The organism is Pseudomonas trivialis (genome assembly GCF_036864995.1).
GTDB classification, from domain to species: domain Bacteria; phylum Pseudomonadota; class Gammaproteobacteria; order Pseudomonadales; family Pseudomonadaceae; genus Aquipseudomonas; species Aquipseudomonas trivialis.
In genome coordinates this window covers 762,087-780,364 of record NZ_CP142151.1, presented here as the reverse complement: position 1 = coordinate 780,364, position 18,278 = coordinate 762,087, and the positions used below count along the sequence as shown (strand labels likewise).

Below are 18,278 nucleotides of genomic sequence, written 5' to 3'. Positions count from 1 at the left end.
GATGGATAAGAGCGTCGCCTGACGGCGCACAAGGAGCTGATCAGCGCAACTCCAGCGCCGGCAACTCCAGGGTTTCGCGCTTGGCGTCATCGTCAAGCTCGCGCAAGGTGCGGTAGATCAACGCCACCGCCTGCAAGGTCTCGCGGGGAATACCGGCTCCCAGTTTGTGCGTATAGAGTGTACGGGCCAGCCAGACACACTGGATCACCGGCACCTCGGCCGCCTTCGCCTGGCGGATCAACTCGCGGGCCTCGTCGTCCGTCCCCTTGTTGACCAGCACCGGCAGCGGCGTCTTGCCAGGGCGGTAATACAGGGCCACAGCAAAGTGCGTCGGGTTGACCACAAGCATGTCGGACTCCTCGAGCTTGGGCAGCTTGACCTTCGGTTCCTCCTGGGCCAACTCCTGTGCCAATGCGCGGCGCTTGCCCTTTACATGCGGGTCGCCTTCCATATCCTTGTATTCCTTGACGACCTCGACCTGGGTCATGCGCATGCGTTTGGCGAAAAAGTGCTTTTGCAGAACCAGGTCAATGAGTGCCAGTACCAGCAGCAGCGCCAGGCAGGCGTGCAGCAGGTAGCGGAACAGCGCGATCAACGCGAGGATGTAGGTTTGCAGGTCACTGTTGGCCAGGTTGATCAGCGTGCCTAATGAAGGTCTGATCACCAGATACACAACCATGCCAAGCAGCAGCGCCTTGGCGATGCTCATCAACAGATTCATGACCGATTGAGCGGAAAACATCTGCTTGAGCTGCTTGAGCGGGTTGAGGCGGTTGAAGTCGAGCTTCAACGTCTCCGGTGCGAACAACAATCCGAACTGCATCCAGCTGCTGATCAGCTTCATGAGAATGGCCGTCGCGACCATCAGCAGGGCGAACGAGAAAAACACCGTCAGCCCCTCGAACAACACTTCCTCCAGCGCCCGCGTGAAAGGCTGGGTCATGCTCGACATGGGCAACCTGATCAGTTGCTGGAAGCGTTGCAAACTGGTTTCGGCGGTGAACAACGCAATCTCGCTGATGGCAGCCAACGCCATCAGCTTGCCGATGTCCTGACTCTGGGAAACCTGGCCTTTCTTGCGCTGATCGCGCAGCTTCTTGGCTGACGCCGGGTGTTTCTTTTCACCTGAGTCACTCATGGTGTCGAGACCTGGAACATCAGCCCGAGTGAATGTTTGAGATCGCCCAGCAGGTTAAGGCGTCCGACCATCAAGTCCTGCAGCAACGCAAAGTACAGCAATAAAATACCAATGCCTGCGAGGCACTTAACCGGTGGCGCCAGCGTGCTCACCTGCAGTTGCTGACTGTAAACCCCGAGCAGCGCGATGCCGAACTCCATAAACAACAGCACCGCAATGAAGGGCGCAGCGTAGAGCATCATGTGGGTAAAGGTCTCGCCGAGTATCCCCAGGAACACGCCGAAGCCGTTGACTGCAGGCAGCGGTATCCAGGCCGTGGCCGGCCAGATCCGGTAGCTGTCCCATATCACTTGCATGAGAACACTCAGACCCAGCACAGCGATCAGCAGGTAGATCACCAGTTGCTTGAACAAATGCCCGACGGGCGTTGCGTCCGGCCCCAGCGAAGGGTTGAGCTGACCACCGGCCAGGGCGCCGCGCTGGTTGTCCAGCAGGGCACCGACCGACTCGAACATCCAGAAGGGCATCGCCAACAGGACACCCAGCAAAATGCCCAGGGCCGCCTCTTTGCCTATCAGCCCGATGATCATCAGCGCCGAGTAATCCTGGCCCGCGAGTACGGAATGGATACCCGGCGCCGGAATGAAGGCCATGACCATCACGACGACGTGACGGGGCAAGCCGCGTATGTGCTGGAAACAGAACGCCGGCACCAGAATGGCACAGGGATAGATACGCGCCATGCCAATCAGCAGGCTTGTCAGTAAATCGAGATAAAGCAGCACGGACGTGCCCTCAGTTCAATGCCGAGCGAGCGATCATGTCGAACATCAGGTTGATCAGTTGAATCAACTCCACGCCGATCCAGCGTCCCGTCAGTATCAGTGTGATGCCCACCGCAACCAGCTTGATGCCAAAGGGCAAGGTCTGATCCTGGATCTGCATCAGCGCCTGAACCAGCGACGTCAATACGCCGACCACCACTGCCACGATCAGCGGCGGTGCCGTCAACACCACGACCAGCAGCATGCCCTGCTTGAACAGCACGATCGGTTCCATAGGGTACTCAGAGGTAGGAAAGGAAAAGGCTGTCGAGCAACCGCGACCAGCCGGAAACCATGACGAACAGCAGCAGCTTGAGTGGCAGGGAAATGGTCATGGGCGAAACCATTTGCATGCCCAGCGCCAGCAGCAGGTTGGACACGATCAAATCGATGACGATAAACGGGATATAGATCAGGAAGCCGATCTCGAACCCGGCCTGCAACTGCGACACCACAAACGCCGGAATCAACAGCACCAGGTCTTCGCGCTGGGTGCTTTGCGCCATTTCCGGCGGCCACATGCGGGCGCTGTTTTCCTGCAGATGGGTGAGCACATCCGGGTCGGTATTGCGCGTCATAAAGATACGCAACGGCTCTATCGCCACAAGGCCCGTTGCCTGAAGCGTCTGTACATTGCTCATGTCCAGAGGGGATGTCTTGAGGTTCTCGGCGATCTGATAGCCCACCGGGGCCATGACAAAGAGCGTGGCGGCCAGCGCTATGCCATTGATCGCCATGCTCGGAGGCACCTGCTGCACGCCGATGGCGTTACGCGTGATCATCAGCACAATGACAATTTTCAGGAAAGCCGTACAGACGACCAAGAGCATCGGCAGCAACGACATCGCACCGAAGAACAGCGCGAGTACAACGGGATCAACGCCTTGGAACATCATCGGGAGAACACCACGCGCGTCAATTGCAAGCCGAGTCGACCTTCAACTTCCACCAACAGCCCTTGCCCAATGGGACGGTCACCGTAATACAGGCCGGCGACACCGGGGGCATACCCGGTAATGCCCAACACGGTACCGGGCGCCAGGTTGCGCAACTCTCCCAGGGTCAGTGTCAGGACGCCACAGCGCACGGTCAACGCCATGCTCAACTCGTCAAAGGGCTCCCGGCCGAAGGCATCCTCCACCGGGTGGTCAAGCTCAGGCCCCGGGTATTCTTGTATGACAAACTCTTCGTCCACGCACGCTTCCTTGATCGCAATAAGGTTCAGGCATAACCGCCCGGATTCATCTTCAATACGCCCTTGCAGCCGACGACTTCCAACAGGCAAATGGCCAAGGCCCTGCACATCGAAAAAGGCCTGTTCGAGCAACAACACATCACCCACACGCAGATCGCGAACTTGCGCGACAGGCAGGCTCAAGCCGCCCAGCTTCACGCTGATTGCCAATGGAAAAGACACGGGCAGTGGAGCAGCCATCTGCTCCCATGGGCCGGCCGCATAGGCAGCCAGCAAACTTTCGGGGGCCAGCCACAGATGACCTGCAACCCTGGAGAGCCCCAGCATCACCGTAAAGCGACAACCAAAATCCAGCTTTCTGGGTGCGGGCAACAATCGCAGATAGCCAAACAACGACGACACCTGCGGGGCGAGGTGAAGCTGGAACAATTCCCATAACCAGGATTTGGGGTCGTTGCCAACCTGCGCGAGGGTTACGGGGCATTCCCCCATCAAGCTGAACATCGCTTCCGGGTCAGAAAACGCCAGCACGCCCAGGGCGCTCTCAAAACACAAAGGGTTCGCCCCCGCGGGCGTGAGGCCGGGCTCAAGCAAAAAAGCACCGCGCTGATCACCCACCTGGAACGACAGGCGCAAGCCGCGCCCCAGCCGATGCAGCGCTGCCGCCCTTCCCGCCTCGACCCTTGGCAATGTCAACGCCGACATGATCATGCCGGGCTCACGCGCGCGAGCTGGACGTCGACAGGCTGCCCCAACGCCTCCACCAGCCTGCTCTGAAGGCTTTTCTGCACCGTACCGAGCCACTGCGCCGTGTGCGCCTCTTCGGCTTGCAACTCAATGTCCCAGCTACCCGGCGGTCTCTGCACACGGGCTTTGATCCGCCCTCGATGCGGCAGGTAAAGCACTGCCAGCAAGGGCCATTGCGCAGTTGCCTGTATTCGCGGCGCCAACTGACCAGCCAAGGCTTCGAGCATCAATTTATTCGTCGACGTGATTGAGCCTGGCAGGCCGGAAACATAACCGCCTTCGCCCTGATCGTGGGTAAACAGGCGGGCGAACAGGTTTGCGTAGTCCAGGGGCAACACGCCTTCTTTAGCCGATTCGTCTTCTCGTCCATACTCGCGCGCACGCGGCCGCTCGGGCTTGCTTGCAGGTATTTCTTTCATGTCTCTTCCTGCGCCAGTAAACGGGACAATTCCAGAATCTTTTCAACCTCACGCAAACATTGGGTGACCTGCTTCTGCGCAAGGTCGACCTCGGTTACTTGCTGCTCCTGCTGTCCGTGCAACCCTCGCAACTGGGCTTCTTCGCGCTGCGTCGTGGCGGACAATGAGCGCTCCTGGTTATTCCACGACTTTAACGCCTGAAACGAGATCACTTGCCCTTGATGCTGGCTCAGAAGCTGTGCACCTGTCTGGGCTTCCTGCAGGCGGGTTTGTTCGAGAACTTGCCGTGCCTGCTCAACTTGCAATTGCAGGGCTCGCTGATGCCTTTTGGCCTTGCCCAACGCGCGCTCGGCCCGGTCCGCCCGATGCTTGCGCAGACGCCGCAAGGTTTCCAATTCAGAAAGGGACATGGGCGGTAAGCTCGGTCAGTTGATCCAGGGTCGAGTCCATCCGCGCGGGCTCGCGCAAGTCCTGGCGCAGAAAACCATCCACGCGCGAACGGCTGTCCACCGCCATGTCGGTCAGGGCGTCACTGCCAGGCTGGTACTCGCCCAACTTCAGCATCAACTCGATCTGCTGGTACGCCGACAACAGACGCCGCAGTGCCGTACCGGCCTGAATATGCTCGGGCGTGGCGACGTTGCTCAAAATTCGCGACAGACTGGCCAGTACGTCAACTGCCGGGTAGTGGCCACGCTCGGCCAGCTTGCGGGACAGCACAATGTGGCCATCGAGCAGCGAGCGAACTTCGTCAGCCACGGGGTCGCTCATTGAGTCCTGCTCGATAAGTACGGTGTAGATCGCCGTAATAACGCCGTCTTGGGTCAAGCCGGCGCGCTCCACCAGACGCGGCAGCAGGCTGTATACCGAGGGCGGCAGGCCGCCTCGTCCCAACGGTTCACCGGCTGCCAGACCGATTTCGCGTTGGGCCCGCGCAAACCGGGTCAGGGAGTCGATCAGCAGCAGCACCCGCTTGCCCTTGCGGCGATAGCCTTCAGCCAGGGCCGTCGCCGTGAAGGCTGCGCGGGCGCGCTCCATGCTTGAACGATCGGACGTCGCGCACACCAGCACGGCCTTGGCGCGCAATTGGTCATCGAGTTCGTGATCGAGAAACTCGCGCAGTTCACGTCCGCGCTCGCCGATCAGGCCAAACACAATCACATCGCACTCGACGTTACGGGCAATCTCAGCCAGCAAGGTGGTCTTGCCGCAGCCGGCGCCGGCAAACAGCCCTACACGCTGGCCCTCGCCAAGCGTCAGCAAGCCATCGATCGAGCGCACCCCGGTCGCCAGTGCGCGATGGATCCTGGGACGTTCGGTCGGCAGCGGCGCCTCACACAACACCATGCTTGCATCGGGACTGTCGGCCTCCACAAACGCACTGGGGCCAACGCCACTGATCGGCCGGCCGAAGCCATCCAGCACCTGGCCCAGCAACTCATCACTGACCAGCACCCGGTGCGACACCCCCAGGCGCTGCACGCTGGCGCCCACACGTATCCCTTCAAGATTGCCCAGGGCACTGAGTACGGCGTCCTGCTGATCAAAACCGATGATCTCAGCCAGCATGTAGTCGTCGATGGACTTCTCAACCTGGCACAGGTCACCGATACGCGCGTCGGGCAGACGACATTGCAACAACATGCCATTCACGCGCTGCACTCGACCGCGCATCGTCACCGGCATGAAGTTGGCCAGCGACCGCGTCTGGCGCTGCTCCCAGGCCTCCAGGCGCGCCTGCAGTTGCGTACTCACCAACGCACCTCATAGCGCTGCGCGCCATCGAAAACCACCTTGGTGTTGTCGATCAACACCAGGCGCAAACCATCCACCTCGTCCCCCACGAACAGCCGGCTGCCTTCGTCGAGAACGACGTGGCCGTTCGGCCCGCCGACGATCTGTACGATCTTGAACGGCAGCGCCCCATCGCGGGCGCGCACACGGCTGATCACCGGTACCGCACTGTCGAACAGCTCGCCAAAACGGCTGAGCATGCGCGCTACCAGTTCCATATCGTCCGGGGACACAGCGCCATTGAGCGCGATCTGGCCATTGATCACCTCCAGGCTGACCCTTTGGCTCAACTCGCGCTCGCTGAGCATCTTCAACAATTGCTGACGGACTTCAAACGGCGAGGCCAGTTGTTGTTTAACCACCACGGGAGGCATCAAGGAAGCCTGGGCATCACGTTCTCCGGAGGACACCATGCTCACCACCACACCGATGACCGCCACCAACAGCACCGCGCTGATCAGGCGTTTTTGCTGCCTGTTGGAGATGGACGACAACTGCAGCGTCGGTGATGCCTCGCTTGCCCGCGGCGCGGGCGCAGGGACCGGGCCGTGTGTTTCAGGCCAGGGTTGATCGGCCAGGCTGACACAGAGCCGAATGGCCCCTACCGAAAACGGCGCGTTCAACACCAGGCTCGCAATCTGCGCCAGCACCTGCCCCTGAGCGTCATGCAGCAGCCCGGCTTCAGCCTGCACCGACCATTGCGAGTCAGCCAGCCGCAGCCGCGCATGCTGCTCGGCGATACCGGGGTCGTTGAGCATCAGGTCGGCGTCAGGATGAGCACCGATGCTCCACTGCTCGCCAAATAGCGGTAACGCAGCCCCCTGACGCTGACCATTAAGCACTCGCAGCTCAAACATCATCGAGCCCTCCCGTGCGTTGAACCCGGTGAAAAATCATGCCGCCGCACCGCGCATCAATTCGTCCTGCCCCAGATCAAAACGCCCCAGGACCTTTACCTTGGACGTGCTCGCCAACTCGGCAAACGACAGCACAGGTACGTGGTTGAACTCTTCCAGCAACAAGGCTCTTAAAGGGCTGCGCAGGTCCTGCGCCACCAACATCACGCTCTTGCTCCTGGCGCGTACGGTGAATGCCTGGTTGAGGAGGTTGACCAATGCGGCGCTGCTTTCGTTATCAAGCGCAAAGAAGACCCCGGTCTGGGTCTGACGCAACGCCTCGCGCAGGATGTTCTCGGTATGGGGAGACAACAACCAGGCATGCAGGCCATCGTCCTCGCTGTACTGCTGGAAGATCTGCGCCTTGAGGGCAATGCGCGCATAGTCGGCGAGTGCATCGGGTTCGCGCTCATGCTGGCCGTGCTCGATCAGCGACTCGACAATCAGGCGCACCGCACGCAGCGGTACACCCTCGCTGGCCAGGCGCTGCAGAACCGCTGAAAACCGCGACAGCGGCATGATGCGTTGCAGCTCCTGCACCAGTTCCGACTGGTTGTGCTCAAGCCAGCTGAGGATCGCCTTGCTTTCCTGAATACCCAGGAACTGCGGTCCGCTGAGCATCATTGCCTGCCTCATGCGATCGAGGATCAAGCTTGTCGCGGTAAAGCGCTCAAGCGCGGGGTCGGCAAGCAGCGGATCATCAGGCGGCAACCAGAGCCAATCCTGTTCATCGCGCTCGGCCAGTCCTGGTATTGCGTGCTCCGGCTCAACCGCCAGCGCCTTACGCTCAACGGCGACGAGCGTGACCACCGAGGCCTTGACCATCGGGACCTCATGCACACAGAAGCGCATTTCATCGGCGGCCAGCGAGTCGTCGAGTTCTACTTCGAATGGCGGCAACGTCAGGCCAATATTGGCGACCAGCGAATTTCGTGCCTGGCGGATCCCGTGAATAAGGTCCGTAACCTCAGGCGTCCCCCGTAACGACGGGGGAAACTGCAACAGATAAGGCCGCGATGGATCGAACCCACGCAAGTCCTCATGTCCGTTCTCTTCGGGGCGCACCACATTGGCAACTTCCTCCTTGGGCTTTTCCTCGCGTTGACGCTGACGCATCAGGAAATAACCCAGGGAGCCGGTGGCCGCCGAGATCAGGATAAACACCAGGGTAGGCATGCCGGGCACCACTGCAAACGCGAGCATGCCGACCGATGCAATCATCCAGCTCTTGGGTTCACTGGTCATTTGCCGGGCAATTTCGGCGCCCATGTTGCTCACACCCTTGCGCCCGTCCGGCGCCACACGGGTGATGATCATGCCGGCAGTCAGGGAGATCAGCAGGGCTGGAATCTGCGCAATCAGGCCGTCGCCGATGGTCAGTACCGAATACAGCTGTATCGATTCGGCCGCACTCAATTCGTGTTGAAACATACCCGTGGTGAAACCGCCCAGCAGGTTGACCACAACGATGATCAAACCGGCGATGGCATCACCCTTGACGAACTTCATGGCCCCGTCCATGGCCCCGAACAGCTGGCTCTCGCGGGACAACTGCTCGCGCTTCTCGCGTGCCTGCAAGCCGTCGATCAGCCCGGCACGCAGGTCACTGTCGATGGACATCTGCTTGCCCGGCATCGCATCCAGGCTGAACCGCGCGGCGACCTCGGCAACCCGCTCCGAACCCTTGGTGATGACCAGGAAGTTGACCAGGGTGAGGATCAGAAAGATCACCATGCCGACGGCCAGATTCCCCCCTACCACGAAATTGCCGAACGCCTCGACGATATCGCCGGCATCCTGCTCCAGCAAAATCAGACGTGTCGTGGCGATCGACAACGCTAGGCGAAACATGGTGGTCAGCAGCAAAATCGAAGGAAACGAGGAGAACGCCAAAGGCCCCGGCAAATACAGCGCCAGCACGATCAACAGGCACGAGATGCAGATGTTGATTGCAATCAGGATGTCTACCAGCCAGGTCGGCAGCGGCACGATAAAGATGAATACGATGCCCAGGACCACCACGGCGCCCAGCACTTCGGCACGTTGTGCCACTTTGAGCAACGCCAGGTTGATGGCAGACAGTACCCTCACGCCAGCGTCCCCAGGTCACCGGCAAAACGTGAGGGTTTGCGCTCACTTCGTTCCAGTTCGCCCATTACCGCCAGGAAGCCGTCCAGGGCGTTCTGCCGCACTCGACTGTCCGGCCACAACGCCAGGGGCAAATCGCGCATCAGCGGATAAAGTGCGTTGAGGAGCACCACTTGCCGAAGAGTCGGATGACCTCCCAGATCATGTCCCAGCCGCAGGACTTCACCGGCATCGATGCCGCTGCCGGCGTATCCCAGCAGGCGCTGCAGGAGACTTACGGCGTCGCAATCGAGGCCCAGTCGCTCGATCAACGCATGGCAACTGGCTAATACCGTGCCTAATTGTCCACAACTTTGCAGTGCCAGTAACAAGGTGCGCAATCGGGACGTGGTCATTGCCGAAACCAGGGTCGCGATGTCGTCAGCCAAAGCCTTGCGCATGTTGCCGAGCCTGGCGGAAAACGTGTCGCCACCGTACTCACCCAGCAGGGCCTGCATGATCGTCGCCAGGGATTGGCGCGTGGCGATGCTGGCATAGTAGAGAGTACGCAGCGCCTGGCGCTCTTGCGGATCGCCGCCAGCCTTCAGCAACGCACCGGCGAATGCAAGGCCCGCCTGGATCTCCCCTTTGAAACCAACCGACAACAGGGCAATGGCCTCCCGCGCCCTCGCGGCTTCGGAGGGGCGTGCCTCACTGTCCAACTGCACTTGCAGATGCTTGAGCACCACGAACGCACGCGCAGGATCCCCCTCGGCAAGTTCCACCCACTTGTCGACACTGACGTTGTGCTGCAACTGGTGCCTGAACCGCCGCGAAATGGCCGCCAACGACTCCTGGGCCGGATAACCCATCTGATCGTAAAGCTGCGTCAGCTGCGCGGAGGGAGGAATGCGTATCGCCGTGGCCCGCAGGGCCTGGTTACCGGCAAGCACCTCCTGATTGAAGATCTGGGCAAGCTCATCGACTTTCGCCAGCGCGGGCGCGGAGACAGGCGAAGTGGCGGATTGATCCAGATGCCGGGCAGATGACACATCGTTAGGAGATTCGACTTTCATGGGCGCGCCAATACAGGAGGAGTGTGCTCCGTGTGTGGCTACGCTCGCCGATGCAGTTCCATCAAAACGCGTCTATCAATGCTTTTGACAAGACTGGCACGCGCCATCGGCACTTTTTGCAAGTTACTGCGTAAAAGCGCGACATTTCAATATATTTACTCATTAAAATCATAAGGTTGTACGTTTTTTCCGTTTGGCACAGCCAGTGCTAAAGGGGTTTCCGTCGAAATTTTTTCGATAGCGTTTACCCTGAGGAAAAAATCGTGAATATCCCTATTGAAGCTTTAGCGCAGCTCGTTGGTAACTCGCCTCAATTCATGCTCCAACTGACGGACGACCAGCAGAAAAAACTCCGACGTTTTATTCACAAACGTGTACTAAACCCCGAAGATGCCGACGATATCCTGCAACTCACCTACCTGGAGGCATGGCGCAACAGGGAACGATTCAGTGGCCAGGCGAGCCTCAGCACCTGGATGTGCGGCATTGCACAGAACCTGGTCCGCAACCACTTCCGACGCCTCTATGCCAAACCGGTGCATTGCGAATTCGATGAGTCGCTGTGGCATGGACAGGAGGAAAACAAGAACCTGGATTGGGAGTTCGAAATTAACCGCAGACTGGAGAAAACCCTGAGCGCCATCGACCACCTGCCGACAGAAATGCGCAAGACACTGTACGCCTCACTGGAAACCGACGGCAGCTACCAGGACACTGCCAACGTGTTGGATATCCCCATCGGCACCGTTCGTTCACGCCTGTCGCGGGCGCGCGAACACCTAAAACGCGTCACGCATAGCCCGCTGCAACCGTAAGCGCCTGGGAGCAAGCGTTGGGCGGCAGGGATATCTGCCCAACCGAATGTTTAAAAGACCACAGAACGAATTTCTTTCGCCACCCCCTCCGACAATCCCTTCCCTCGCCTCGTCTTCAAAGACGCCTGACTCGGAACGCCTGGCATGTGCGCCAGCCACCCTGCCCAATCGCCCGCACACCTGATAGCCCGTCTTCAGCAGCGGTAGCTCCGGTTAAACAATTGAAAGCGTAGAAAAAATCTCAACAAAAGTGCTTGACGCATTCTCGTTCTGCGCGAATAATGCGCGCCACTTGGCTACGTAGCTCAGTTGGTTAGAGCATAGCATTCATAATGCTGGGGTCCGGGGTTCAAGTCCCTGCGTAGCCACCAAGTACTAAAAACGGCTTACCGAAAGGTAGGCCGTTTTTTTATGCCTTGAGAAAAGTGTCTGAATCGCACAAAAACTTCCCAACTGTATTTTGACGCCCTCCAACCCCACTGTTAGTGTCCAGCCTCCCCCACATGGAGCGCCCCACGGTGAAACTGGACATCTACCAAGTCGACGCCTTCAGCCAACATCCGTTCGGCGGCAACCCCGCAGCCGTCTGCCCGCTCACCGAGTGGCTGCCGGACGAGCATCTGCAGAACATCGCCGCCGAAAACAACCTCTCGGAAACCGCGTATTTCGTGCCCCGTGGCGAGCACTATGAGTTGCGCTGGTTTACCCCGGAAGTTGAAGTCGACCTGTGCGGCCATGCCACGCTGGCAGCGGCCTGGGTGTTGTTCCATGCGCTGGCGGATGCGCCGCAGGTGCTGCGCTTTGCCACTCGCAGCGGCGAGCTGCGGGTGACGCGCCATGGCGACGAACTGGCAATGGACTTCCCGGCCCGGCAACCCGAGCGCTGCGAGCCGCCCGCCGGACTGCTGAGCGCGCTGGGGATTGAACACGCCGAGGTATTCGGCACCGATGATTACATCGTGATGGTGAGCGACGAGGCTCAGGTCGCTGCGCTGACGCCGGATTTTGCACGCCTCAAGGGCTTGCCCAAGCGCGGCATTGCCGTGACCGCCAAAAGCACGAAATTTGATTTCATCTCGCGCTGGTTCGGGCCGAATGTGGGCGTCAATGAGGACCCCGTCACGGGTTCCGCACACACATCACTTGCGCCATTCTGGGCGGCACGCCTGGGCAAATCGCAATTGACTGCCGAGCAGGGCGGCGCGCGCAAGGGCCAGTTGCGCTGCGAGCTTGAAGGTGAGCGCGTGATTATTTCCGGCAAGGCGGTGCTGTACATGCAAGGCACGATTTACCTGTAGAACGCAGCGCCTCAGGGACAGCAGATCATTCTCAACATGAACGGAGTTCAGTGCGTGCTTTCAATTTCCCGTCGCCCTTTGTCGATCATCGTCGCAGCCCTGGCCCTGTCGGCTTGTCACACCACGCTCAATGAACCGCCACCCGCGCCGGAGTCGGGATCGGGTTATCGCACCGACCTCACCCTGCGCCATGCCGAACGCCACATGGCGGCCGCCGCGAACCCGCTGGCCGCCGAAGCCGGGCGGGAGATGCTGCGCCAGGGCGGCTCGGCGATTGATGCGGCGATCGCCATGCAAGCTGTGCTGACCCTGGTGGAACCACAGTCGTCCGGTATTGGCGGCGGCGCATTCATCATGCTGTGGGACGGCGAAAACGTGCACGCCTATGACGGCCGCGAAACCGCGCCGGCCAAGGCGACCGAGCGTCTGTTCCAGAACGCCGACGGCACTCCGATGGCCTTCACCGATGCCCAGATCGGCGGGCGCTCCGTCGGTACGCCGGGCGTGTTGCGCGCACTGGAGATGGCGCATAAAAAGACAGGCCATCTGCAATGGGCCAAGCTGTTCGAGCCGGCGATTCGTTTGTCGGAACAGGGTTTTGCGATCTCCCCTCGGTTGCACAGCCTGATCGCGGCTGACCGTTTTATTGCGCAATCGCCGGACATGGCCGCCTATTTCCTGAAGGCGGATGGCACGCCGAAAGATACCGGCACGGTGCTGAAAAACCCGGCGCTGGCCGCTGTGTTCAAACGCATCGCCAAGGAAGGCCCGGACGCGCTGTACCGTGGTCCGATTGCCGAAGAAATTGCGCGCAAGGTGCAGAGCCACCGTAATGCAGGTGGCTTGTCCACGTCCGACCTCGCGGGTTACGTCGCCAGGGAGCGGGCGCCGCTGTGTACCGACTACAAGCGCTGGAAAATCTGTGGCATGCCGCCGCCGTCGTCCGGCGCGATTGCGGTGGCGCAGATCCTCGGCACCTTGCAGGCGCTGGAAACCCGCGACCCGCGCCAGGCCCTCGCGCCGATGACACCGGTCAAGAGTGCCACCCCGGTCGGGTTCGAACCAACGCCACAGGCCGTGCACCTGCTTGCCGAAGCCGGTCGCCTGGCGTTTGCCGACCGCGCGCAGTATGTGGCCGATGCGGACTTTGTGCCGGTGCCGGTTGCCGGTCTCGTTGCGCCGGATTATCTGGCGCAGCGTGCCGACCTGATCGGTGAGCGCAGCATGGGGATCGCCAAACCGGGACAGCCAGCGGGCATCCAGGTGGCCTACGCGCCGGACCGGTCGCCGCTGCGCATTTCCACCTCACAGGTGGTCGCCGTGGATGACCTGGGCGGCGCCGTATCGATGACCACCACGGTGGAAGCGGCCTTTGGCTCCCATGTGATGGTCCAGGGCTTCTTGCTGAATAACCAGATGACCGACTTTTCGTTTATCCCCGAAGAGCATGGTCAACCGGTTGCCAACCGTGTGCAGCCTGGCAAACGCCCCCGCTCGGCCATGGCGCCCACACTTGTATTCGACCGCCAGAGCGGTGAATTGCTGGCCACGCTGGGCTCGCCCGGTGGCTCGCAGATCATCGAATATGTGAGCAAGACGCTGGTGGCAATGCTCGACTGGAACCTTGACCCGCAAGCCGCCATCAACCTGCCCAATTTCGGCAGCCGCAATGGCGCGACCGAACTGGAGGCTGGATTGTTCAGCCCGGGCACGAAAACGGCATTGAGGGAAAAAGGCCATGCCCTGAGCGAGATCGACATGACCAGCGGCGTGCAGGCGATTGTTCGCGTGCGCGATGCCCAGGGCAAGGTGTCGCTGAGCGGCGGCGCGGACCCTCGACGTGAGGGTGAAGCCTTGGGTGACTGACCTGATGCCATAAACTGTCAAACCTGCTCCCCCTGTGGCGAGCAGGCTTGTCCTGCGCTGGGCTGCGCAGCAGCCCCAAAACCAGGCGCTGAACAGTATCAGGTACACCGCGTTTCCTTGATTGGGGGCGCTTCGCTCCCCAACGCGGGGCAAGCCCGCTCGCCACACAGCGGTCAGCGACTGACCTTCAAACCTTTGCGCCCCGCATGCCGCTCCAGCGCCAGGTCGATCAGCCGGCTCACCAGCTCGCTGTAACTCATCCCGGCAGCCTGCCACAGCTTGGGGTACATGCTGATACGGGTGAAGCCGGGCAGTGAGTTGATTTCGTTGATCAGTACTTCACCGTCGTCCGTGAGAAACACGTCAACCCGCGCCAGCCCGGAGCAACCCAGCACCTCGAACGCCTCGACCGCCAGGCTGCGAATGCGCTCGCAGGCTTCAACGCTGATATCCGCCGGCACCACCACCTGCGCGGCATGCTCGTCGATGTATTTACTGTCGTAGGAGTAGAAACCGCTGCTCACCACGATCTCGCCGCAACCGCTGGCAATCGGGTGTTCGTTACCCAGCACCGCGCATTCGATTTCACGGCCATTGACGGCGGATTCCACCAGCACTTTTTCATCAAACCCGAGCGCCAGTTCTACAGCGGCGTGGTACTCGGCTTCGTCGGCGACTTTGCTGACGCCCACCGACGAGCCCTGATTGGCGGGTTTGACGAACATCGGCAGGCCGAGTGTGTTCACCGCCGAGTCAAAGGATGTACGCGCCGCGGTGCGCCGGGTCAGCGTGATGAATGGGGTAACGGCAATACCAGCGTCACGCAGCAGGCGCTTGCTGATGTCCTTGTCCATGCACACGGCCGAGCCAAGCACGTCGGAGCCGACGAAGGGCAGGTCCGCCATGCGCAGCAAGCCTTGCAGGCAACCATCTTCGCCAAGGGTGCCGTGGACGATGGGAAAGATCACGTCGATATGTGCCAGCAGACCCTGGCCGGAAGTTTCCACCACTTGCTGGCTGGCCTTGCCAGGCACGACCGCCAGCTCACGATTGGATTGGTTGAGGGCGATCAGGGCCGGGTTTTCCTGATTGATCAGAAAGTCCGAGGTGTCGTTCAGGTGCCAGTGCCCGGCCTTGTCGATACCAATGAGGATCGGCTCGAAACGCGACCGGTCCAGGGCATCGACGATGTTGCACGCCGATTGCAGCGACACTTCATGCTCAGCCGATCGGCCACCAAAAATAATACCTACCCGCAACTTGCTCATGACCCGGCCTCACTGTTGAACGTAGGGCTTCTTACCATGGGCTCTGCCCCTGCACAATCGTTCAAGACCCGCGCAGACAACCAGCGCCAGACTGGGTTAACGTCATTCCACTTCCTCTTGTGGCAATCATTATGGGTAAATCAACCGCCCCCCTTGACTGGCTTCATCGCGCGCCGCACGCCAGCGGCCTGGACCGTATCGAAGCGTACTTTGCCGGCTTTGCGTTTGACCCGCATCGCCATGATACCTACGCCATCGGGCGTACCTTGTTTGGTGTGCAGAGTTATCACTACCGCGGCTGCATGATCCACAGCCTGCCGGGCACAACCATGGTGATTCATCCCGATGAAACCCATGACGGCCGCGCCAGCAGTGTGGAAGGTTTCAAGTACCGCATGATTTACGTGGAGCCGGCGCTGATCCAGCAGATTCTCGGCGGCCGGCCACTGCCGTTTATCCACAGCGGCCTGTCGACTGATCCGCGCCTGTTCCGTGCCAGCGAAGTGTTGCTGCAGAGCCTGGACTGCCCGATTGACCCGATGCAGGAGCAGGATGCCCTGTTCGACCTGGCACAGGCGCTGAACGCTGCCTCGGGCGCGATCATCAGCCGCAAATCCTTCGACTATGTGGCCGCCGAGCGGGCCCGGGAATTTATCCACGGCGCACTGGGCAGCAGCATTACCCTGGATGAAATGGCCAACCACGCCGGCCGCGACCGCTGGGCCCTGTCGCGGGATTTCCGTCTACTGTTCGGTACCAGCCCCTATCGCTACCTGACCATGCGTCGACTGGATCTGGTGCGCAACCTGCTTGCCCAGGGCCGTTCCCTGGTGGATGCGGCGCTGGCTGCCGGCTTCACCGACCAGAGCCACATGACCCGACAGTTTCGCAGCACCTACGGCATGCCACCGTCGCGCTGGGTGAAGATGCAGGGTCGCTGAGGCTCAAGCGGCGTCACTTCATGCGGCATACGCCCATCACTTGATACTCCAGGGTATTGAGCTTTCCTGCGGAGTCCCAATAGGTCATGCGCGACGGCACCGCGTTGCACGAGCGGATCGGCGGCGAGACGTTGACCACCTTGGCGATATCCAGATTCATGCCGTAGCGGTACACCTGCACCTGCGGTGCCGGCAGGCCTCTTTTTTCAGCGTAAGCCGCCATGGCGTTTTCGTTACTCTCCAGCAGCGCGGCATAAGCGCGCTCCCCCTGCGCCCCTGCGCCGAATGACAGCATTGCAGCGAATACACCCAAGCCAACTGTCTGTAAGTTCATTACACGTTCCTCGACTGAAAGTTCAGCGTCGAGACTATCCAAACCACCCTGACGACAGCTTCACCGCCAGATTACTTATTTGATAGATAACAGTAACTTTCCAGGATCGTAATGTTCGCGCCACTCAGTCGTTATTCGCCGTTTGCAACTATCGCTCTGGGCACTTCAACGCCCACCTTCATAAATAAGAAGCTGGTTATTGCCAGACCCAGGAGCGAACATGAAAATCCGCAACATGACTCTGCCTCTCTCTTTATGCGCCGCGTTGCCGCTGGCAGCATTCGCGGCACCGGAGCAGCCCGAGGGCTTTATCGAAGGCAGCAGCGTCACGCTGTTGATGCGTAACTTTTACTTCAACCGAGATGATCGCAATGGTCGATCCAGCCCTACCGGCAATGGTTATTCCGAAGCCTGGGCTCAGGGTCTGATCGGGAAATTCGAATCCGGCTTTACCCAGGGCACCGTGGGCTTTGGCCTGGACGCGTTTGCCATGCATGGCCTCCGGCTCGATTCGGGCAGGGGCCGCAGTGGCGGCAAGGGTTCATTCAGCGTGATGCCAGTAGACAGTAGCAACCGCCCGGAAAGCACCTACAACAAGGTGGGTGGCGCGGCGAAACTGCGTTTTCTGGACACTGTGATCAAGGCCGGCGACGTGTTCCCCGCCACGCCCGTCGTGGCGTCCGGCGACTCGCGCGTGTTGCCGCAAAGCTTTCGCGGCGTCACCGTACAGAACACCAGCATTGAAGGCCTGAGCCTGCAGGGTGGGCAGTTGAGTGGCATGAGCCAGCCCTCCCAGAGCGGTCGGAACAAAGAGTTCGCCACGTTTTATGCGGGCAAGGTCGATTCACCGTGGGTTGGCTATGTCGGCGGCGACTATCAGTTCAACCCGCACCTGAGCGCGAGCGTCTATGGCAGTCGCCTGAAGGATGCCTGGGACCAGTATTACTTCGGCACTACCGCCAGCTACCCACTGAGCGAGGACGTGTCGCTGTTTGGCAATTTCAACTATTACAACGTGAAAGACGAAGGCCGCAAACTGCGAGGGGAACTGAACAACAACATCTGGAGCGCGCGCCTGGGAGTAAAGGTCGGCGCCCATCGTGTGGCCGTTTCGCACCAGCGCAACAACGGCAACAACGACTTCGATTACCTGCGTCAGTCGGATTCCAACATCCTCGAAAACTCCATGCAGTACAGCGACTTCAACTCGCCCAAGGAGCGCTCATGGATGGTGCGCTACGACCTGGACATGCAACCCTTCGGCATCCCCGGCCTGTCGTTCATGACCCGCTACGGCATAGGCTCGGGCGCCGACTATAGCAACGCCAATTCGGTCTATGTGCGCAATGATGCGGCAGGCAATCCGCTGACCGGGCAAAGCCGTTGGGAGCGAGATGTGGAAGCCAGATACGTGGTGCAAGCCGGCAACTTGAAGGACTTATCCCTCAGGCTGCGTCAGGCCACCATCCGTTCAAGTGCGTTCGACGCAGACCTGGAAGAAGTTCGCCTTATCGTCGAATACCCATTAGCCATACTCTGAACCGACGCCTTACATTCATTTACCGATACCCTGAATTTGCTGACACGTTCAAGTCTGTCA

General features: G+C 60.2%; 18 protein-coding genes and 1 tRNA gene. 6 read left to right on the top strand and 13 right to left on the bottom strand.

Going from position 1 to position 18,278, the window contains the following annotated elements; genetic code table 11:
• Positions 1 to 40 precede the first annotated feature (40 nt).
• From sctU to VRB54_RS03190, 11 genes are read right to left on the bottom strand one after another with little or no spacing between them, the layout of a single operon-like run.
• Positions 41 to 1,138, bottom strand: a complete 1,098-nt coding sequence (gene sctU, locus VRB54_RS03240; protein ID WP_338479513.1) for a type III secretion system export apparatus subunit SctU — start codon at positions 1,136 to 1,138, stop codon at positions 41 to 43.
• Complete coding sequence (gene sctT, locus VRB54_RS03235; protein WP_338479512.1) at positions 1,135 to 1,923, bottom strand: type III secretion system export apparatus subunit SctT; 789 nt, start codon at positions 1,921 to 1,923, stop codon at positions 1,135 to 1,137. Before sctT ends, sctU begins: the two co-directional genes overlap by 4 nt.
• A 10-nt stretch (positions 1,924 to 1,933) precedes the next feature.
• Complete coding sequence (gene sctS / locus VRB54_RS03230) at positions 1,934 to 2,197, bottom strand: type III secretion system export apparatus subunit SctS (RefSeq protein ID WP_015371072.1); 264 nt, start codon at positions 2,195 to 2,197, stop codon at positions 1,934 to 1,936.
• 7 nt (positions 2,198 to 2,204) lie between these two features.
• Entirely contained in the window at positions 2,205 to 2,858 is a 654-nt protein-coding gene (sctR, locus tag VRB54_RS03225; protein WP_338479511.1) for a type III secretion system export apparatus subunit SctR, read from the bottom strand.
• Positions 2,855 to 3,868: a FliM/FliN family flagellar motor switch protein gene (locus VRB54_RS03220; RefSeq protein WP_338479510.1), complete on the bottom strand. Its 1,014-nt coding sequence runs from the start codon at positions 3,866 to 3,868 to the stop codon at positions 2,855 to 2,857. The genes sctR and VRB54_RS03220 overlap by 4 nt, the downstream gene beginning before the upstream one ends.
• Positions 3,865 to 4,323, bottom strand: coding sequence for a type III secretion system HrpP C-terminal domain-containing protein (locus VRB54_RS03215; protein WP_338479509.1), 459 nt, complete (start codon positions 4,321 to 4,323; stop codon positions 3,865 to 3,867). The genes VRB54_RS03220 and VRB54_RS03215 overlap by 4 nt, the downstream gene beginning before the upstream one ends.
• Entirely contained in the window at positions 4,320 to 4,733 is a 414-nt protein-coding gene (gene sctO / locus VRB54_RS03210) for a type III secretion system stalk subunit SctO (protein WP_338479508.1), read from the bottom strand. Before sctO ends, VRB54_RS03215 begins: the two co-directional genes overlap by 4 nt.
• Complete coding sequence (locus VRB54_RS03205; RefSeq protein ID WP_338479507.1) at positions 4,720 to 6,078, bottom strand: FliI/YscN family ATPase; 1,359 nt, start codon at positions 6,076 to 6,078, stop codon at positions 4,720 to 4,722. The genes sctO and VRB54_RS03205 overlap by 14 nt, the downstream gene beginning before the upstream one ends.
• Positions 6,075 to 6,974 carry an FHA domain-containing protein gene (locus VRB54_RS03200; protein WP_338481042.1) on the bottom strand — a complete coding sequence of 300 codons (900 nt, stop codon included), beginning with the start codon at positions 6,972 to 6,974 and terminating at the stop codon, positions 6,075 to 6,077. Before VRB54_RS03200 ends, VRB54_RS03205 begins: the two co-directional genes overlap by 4 nt.
• A gap of 36 nt (positions 6,975 to 7,010) precedes the next feature.
• On the bottom strand, positions 7,011 to 9,104 hold the full coding sequence (gene sctV, locus VRB54_RS03195; protein ID WP_338479506.1) for a type III secretion system export apparatus subunit SctV: 2,094 nt from the start codon (positions 9,102 to 9,104) through the stop codon (positions 7,011 to 7,013).
• Positions 9,101 to 10,156: a TyeA family type III secretion system gatekeeper subunit gene (locus VRB54_RS03190; RefSeq protein ID WP_338479505.1), complete on the bottom strand. Its 1,056-nt coding sequence runs from the start codon at positions 10,154 to 10,156 to the stop codon at positions 9,101 to 9,103. The genes sctV and VRB54_RS03190 overlap by 4 nt, the downstream gene beginning before the upstream one ends.
• 263 nt (positions 10,157 to 10,419) lie before the next feature.
• Between VRB54_RS03190 and VRB54_RS03185 the strand changes: the two genes are divergently transcribed.
• The 4 genes from VRB54_RS03185 to ggt all read left to right on the top strand — a co-directional run bounded on the left by VRB54_RS03185 (position 10,420) and on the right by ggt (position 14,135).
• On the top strand, positions 10,420 to 10,971 hold the full coding sequence (locus tag VRB54_RS03185; RefSeq protein ID WP_338479504.1) for an RNA polymerase sigma factor: 552 nt from the start codon (positions 10,420 to 10,422) through the stop codon (positions 10,969 to 10,971).
• A gap of 294 nt (positions 10,972 to 11,265) precedes the next feature.
• Positions 11,266 to 11,342: transfer RNA gene (locus tag VRB54_RS03180), tRNA-Met, on the top strand.
• A 147-nt stretch (positions 11,343 to 11,489) separates the two neighbouring features.
• On the top strand, positions 11,490 to 12,269 hold the full coding sequence (locus VRB54_RS03175; protein WP_338479503.1) for a PhzF family phenazine biosynthesis protein: 780 nt from the start codon (positions 11,490 to 11,492) through the stop codon (positions 12,267 to 12,269).
• A gap of 36 nt (positions 12,270 to 12,305) precedes the next feature.
• A complete protein-coding gene (gene ggt, locus VRB54_RS03170) occupies positions 12,306 to 14,135 on the top strand; it encodes a gamma-glutamyltransferase (protein WP_338479502.1) in 1,830 nt (609 codons plus the stop codon).
• Between the two features lie 173 nt (positions 14,136 to 14,308).
• Here ggt and ddlA read toward each other — a convergent pair whose 3' ends face one another.
• Positions 14,309 to 15,403, bottom strand: a complete 1,095-nt coding sequence (ddlA, locus tag VRB54_RS03165; protein ID WP_338479501.1) for a D-alanine--D-alanine ligase — start codon at positions 15,401 to 15,403, stop codon at positions 14,309 to 14,311.
• Between the two features lie 131 nt (positions 15,404 to 15,534).
• On the opposite strand from ddlA, the gene VRB54_RS03160 reads away from it, so the two are divergent.
• Positions 15,535 to 16,344 (top strand): AraC family transcriptional regulator, encoded by an 810-nt coding sequence (locus VRB54_RS03160; RefSeq protein ID WP_338479500.1) that lies wholly within the window; start codon positions 15,535 to 15,537, stop codon positions 16,342 to 16,344.
• A 13-nt stretch (positions 16,345 to 16,357) separates the two neighbouring features.
• On the opposite strand, the gene VRB54_RS03155 is transcribed toward VRB54_RS03160, so the two are convergent.
• Positions 16,358 to 16,678 (bottom strand): DUF2790 domain-containing protein, encoded by a 321-nt coding sequence (locus VRB54_RS03155; protein ID WP_338479499.1) that lies wholly within the window; start codon positions 16,676 to 16,678, stop codon positions 16,358 to 16,360.
• A 220-nt stretch (positions 16,679 to 16,898) separates the two neighbouring features.
• On the opposite strand from VRB54_RS03155, the gene VRB54_RS03150 reads away from it, so the two are divergent.
• A complete protein-coding gene (locus tag VRB54_RS03150) occupies positions 16,899 to 18,218 on the top strand; it encodes an OprD family porin (RefSeq protein ID WP_338479498.1) in 1,320 nt (439 codons plus the stop codon).
• The last annotated feature ends 60 nt before the right edge of the window (positions 18,219 to 18,278 follow it).

Coding starts and splice junctions, on each gene's coding strand:
- sctU (WP_338479513.1), bottom strand. CDS start 1,138: ATGAGTGACTCAGGTGAAAAGAAACACCCGGCGTCAGCCAAGAAGCTG.
- VRB54_RS03215 (WP_338479509.1), bottom strand. CDS start 4,323: ATGAAAGAAATACCTGCAAGCAAGCCCGAGCGGCCGCGTGCGCGCGAG.
- ddlA (WP_338479501.1), bottom strand. CDS start 15,403: ATGAGCAAGTTGCGGGTAGGTATTATTTTTGGTGGCCGATCGGCTGAG.
- VRB54_RS03155 (WP_338479499.1), bottom strand. CDS start 16,678: ATGAACTTACAGACAGTTGGCTTGGGTGTATTCGCTGCAATGCTGTCA.
- sctR (WP_338479511.1), bottom strand. CDS start 2,858: ATGATGTTCCAAGGCGTTGATCCCGTTGTACTCGCGCTGTTCTTCGGT.
- sctS (WP_015371072.1), bottom strand. CDS start 2,197: ATGGAACCGATCGTGCTGTTCAAGCAGGGCATGCTGCTGGTCGTGGTG.
- VRB54_RS03160 (WP_338479500.1), top strand. CDS start 15,535: ATGGGTAAATCAACCGCCCCCCTTGACTGGCTTCATCGCGCGCCGCAC.
- ggt (WP_338479502.1), top strand. CDS start 12,306: ATGAACGGAGTTCAGTGCGTGCTTTCAATTTCCCGTCGCCCTTTGTCG.
- VRB54_RS03200 (WP_338481042.1), bottom strand. CDS start 6,974: ATGTTTGAGCTGCGAGTGCTTAATGGTCAGCGTCAGGGGGCTGCGTTA.
- VRB54_RS03150 (WP_338479498.1), top strand. CDS start 16,899: ATGAAAATCCGCAACATGACTCTGCCTCTCTCTTTATGCGCCGCGTTG.
- VRB54_RS03190 (WP_338479505.1), bottom strand. CDS start 10,156: ATGAAAGTCGAATCTCCTAACGATGTGTCATCTGCCCGGCATCTGGAT.
- sctO (WP_338479508.1), bottom strand. CDS start 4,733: ATGTCCCTTTCTGAATTGGAAACCTTGCGGCGTCTGCGCAAGCATCGG.
- VRB54_RS03220 (WP_338479510.1), bottom strand. CDS start 3,868: ATGATCATGTCGGCGTTGACATTGCCAAGGGTCGAGGCGGGAAGGGCG.